Raw genomic sequence first — 3,302 nt, 5'->3', positions numbered from 1 at the left:
GATCCGGCGTCGCCGACAACCAAAGAGTAGGTGCCGCCCCGCACAGGGGCAACGCGTGAAGCACGAAGGCAAATCGCGGATGCCAGCGCATAAGCAAACACCCCGCCCAACGAAGCGCGAAGTCAACTCGCGGATGCCAGCGCAAAGCCCAGAACACCAAACAGCACAGCCCGCGCCACGAAGGCAAATCGCAGATGCCATGACAAAGTCATAACGCGAATACCAGCGAAAACCAGGAGCAAACGCCCCAGCGTCGCAGACATAAAAAGAAAAGACTAACCGCGATTACATCGCCCGAACCCACCCACTCACCCAACGCACAACAAGCGGCCCAACAAGCAAACCCCACGTCATCACGCAGATAAACAGCGCAACCATAACAGCAGCACTCCCAAGATCCTTGGCCCGCCGCGACAGTTCATGGCGTTCAAGCGAAATCCGATCAATAGCCGCCTCAACGCTCGAGTTGAGCAACTCGACAATCAGCACAAGAAACACAGATCCGAGCAACAGAACACGAGACACCGGCTCAACAGGCACCAAAACCCCGCAAGGCAAAAGAATCGCGGCCAACGTCAGCTCCTGCCGAAACGCACTCTCCTCACGAATCGCCACCCGAAACCCGGCAAACGAATTCTTCATCGCATGCCACGCACGAGTGATTCCGCGATTGCCCTTGTACGGATTGAAGGGCAGCGGTGCAAGCGGATCATCGGGACCCAATGGCTCAAGTGATTCCGGCGCATCGGTCGGCGCGCCATTCAGCGCGTCTTTACCGTCCGGCGCGGCATCGCGCGTAGTAGATGACATGGCAGAAACAGAAACAGCAGCAAACCCGGGCTCTCCAGCATACCGCGCTCGCGGCGCGCCGTCCTCGTGCATCTCATGCACTTCGTCGAACGGTTCGCCATACGGCTTCCCGTCCGACACGGCCGTCTTCGCGTCGCGCAGCGATTTCTGCGGATCGCGCAATGCGTTCGATTGTCTCGTTTGCATAGGCGTGGCGAGAAGTGATGGCGCTTGCGCGTCGGGCGGATCAGGCGGCAGCGCTTTCCTCGCGATAAGCGGAACGCGACAGCGGCTTCAGATGCGCAGCAAACTGCTCCGACGCAGCCGTCCACGAGAAACGCTCGGCCCACGCGCGCGCTTCGTTGCGATCGATTTTCAGCGCCTGCAGGCACGCCTCGCGCAAGTCTTCGTGCATCGCGCCCGCGCCGCCATCGCCGAGCACATCGATCGGACCCGTCACAGGATACGCCGCAACGGGCGTGCCGCACGCAAGCGCTTCGAGCAGCACGAGACCGAACGTGTCGGTCCTGCTCGGGAATACGAACACGTCGGCGGCCGCGTAGACCTTCGCGAGTTCGGCCTGCGTCAGCACGCCGAGATAGTTGGCGGCCGGATAGCGCGACTTGAGTTCCGCGAGCGCCGGGCCTTCGCCGCAGACCCACTTCGAGCCGGGCAGGTCGAGCTTCAGGAATGCCTCGACATTCTTCTCGACGGCGACGCGCCCGACGTACAGGAAAATCGGCCGCGCGGTGTTCAGCACTTTCGACTCCATCTGCCGGAAGATGTCGAGATCGACGCCGCGCGTCCATAACACGACGTTCGTGAAGCCGAACTTTTCCAGGTCGCTCTTGACGACGGGCGTGGGCGCCATCACGGCAAGCGACGCCTTATGAAACCAGTGCAGGAAGCGGTACGTCCACGCGACGGGCACGCCAAAGCGCGCCTCCACGTACTCGGGAAAGCGCGTGTGATAGGCCGTCGTGAACGGCAACTTGTGCTGGATCGCGTACGCGCGCGCAGCGAGCCCGAGCGGGCCTTCCGTGGCGATGTGCAGCGCGTCCGGCTGGAATTCGTCGATGCGCTTGCGCAAATGGCGCCGCGGCATCAGCGACAGACGGATCTCCGGATACGTCGGGCAGGGAATCGTCTTGAACTCGAGCGGCGTCAGCAGATCGACCTTGTGGCCGATCGCCGTCAGCTCGCGTGTCGTGTTCTTCAGCGTGCGAACGACGCCGTTGACCTGCGGTTCCCACGCATCGGTGACGATCATGATCTTCATGCGATTGACCCTCTTGTAGTGGTGGTGTGCGCTCACGCGGTGGCGCGGGCTTTCGTCGGGTTCGCTTCGGGCGAGCGCATCACGGTCCAGTAGACGACCTTCAGTTCGCCTTCGTAGGTCTCGACGAGCGCCGACAGGCTCTCGACCCAGTCGCCGTCGTTGCAATACAGCACGCCGTCGATCTCGCGGATCTCGGCCTTGTGAATGTGCCCGCACACGACGCCGTCGCAGCCGCGGCGGCGCGCTTCATCCGTCATGACGTTCTCGAACGCCGAGATGAAGTTCACTGCGTTCTTCACCTGATGCTTCAGGTACTGCGACAGCGACCAGTACTGAAAGCCGAGCTTGATGCGGATGCGGTTGAACCAGCGGTTCAGCACGAGAATCATCGTGTAGAGCGTGTCGCCGAGATACGCGAGCCACTTCGCGTGCTGGATCACCCCGTCGAACAGATCGCCGTGCACGATCCACAGGCGCTTGCCCTCCAGCGTCGTGTGGAACGCTTCGCCGCGCACGTGGATGTCGCCGAAGGCGAGATCGCAGAACTGGCGCGCGCCTTCGTCGTGATTGCCGGGGATGTACACGACCTGCGTGCCCTTGCGTGCCTTGCGCAGGATTTTCTGCACGACATCGTTGTGCGCCTGGGGCCAGTACCAGCCTTTCTTCAGCTGCCATCCGTCGATGATGTCGCCGACGAGATACAGGTACTCCGATTCGTTGTGGCGAAGAAAGTCGAGCAGATAGTTCGCCTGGCAGCCGCCGGAACCGAGATGAATGTCGGAGAGCCAGATGGTGCGATAGCGGTGCGAATTCTCGTGACCGTCGTCGTGATCGCTTTCGGTAGGTGTTGGCGTCACCGGCAGATGCGGGAGCGATGGCAGGCCAGCGGAGGGGGAGCGGGGGCCGAAAGCGACGGGATCGACGCTCGGGCCATTCTGGCGGAAGAGGGAGGTCGCGGACGTGTTGTTGTCCATGGCTCACGCGTCGAGTTGCAGTACTCGCATTGCGCCATTGCTGTGTGACCTGGCCGTGACATTCACGGGAAGTTCTTATTACGGAAGTTGTCGGGTTAGTGGCGCGGGATGCGGCGTTTGGTGTTCTGGCTTTTGCGCTGGCATCCGCGAGTTGATTTCGCGCTTCTTTGGTCGGGGTGTTTGCTTTTGCTTTCGCGGGCATCCCCGATTTGTTAGCGTGCTTCAGGCGTCGCCCCTGTGCGGGGCGGCACCTACTTTTC

The 3,302-nt window shown here is 61.7% G+C and carries 3 protein-coding genes; all 3 read right to left on the bottom strand.

Annotated elements, in window-relative coordinates:
• Positions 1-285: 285 nt before the first annotated feature.
• From KFO72_RS41595 to KFO72_RS41585, 3 genes are read right to left on the bottom strand one after another with little or no spacing between them, the layout of a single operon-like run.
• Complete coding sequence (locus KFO72_RS41595; RefSeq protein ID WP_225034526.1) at positions 286-996, bottom strand: diacylglycerol kinase; 711 nt, start codon at positions 994-996, stop codon at positions 286-288.
• Between the two features lie 40 nt (positions 997-1,036).
• Positions 1,037-2,068: a glycosyltransferase family 4 protein gene (locus KFO72_RS41590; protein ID WP_054930057.1), complete on the bottom strand. Its 1,032-nt coding sequence runs from the start codon at positions 2,066-2,068 to the stop codon at positions 1,037-1,039.
• Between the two features lie 32 nt (positions 2,069-2,100).
• Positions 2,101-3,042: a UDP-2,3-diacylglucosamine diphosphatase gene (locus KFO72_RS41585; RefSeq protein WP_054930058.1), complete on the bottom strand. Its 942-nt coding sequence runs from the start codon at positions 3,040-3,042 to the stop codon at positions 2,101-2,103.
• Between the last annotated feature and the right edge of the window lie 260 nt (positions 3,043-3,302).

Source organism: Paraburkholderia sp. XV (genome assembly GCF_020177535.1).
Lineage (GTDB): Bacteria > Pseudomonadota > Gammaproteobacteria > Burkholderiales > Burkholderiaceae > Paraburkholderia > Paraburkholderia caribensis.
Note: the sequence above shows the minus strand (reverse complement) of the source record. Positions and strands in the feature narration are given on the sequence as shown.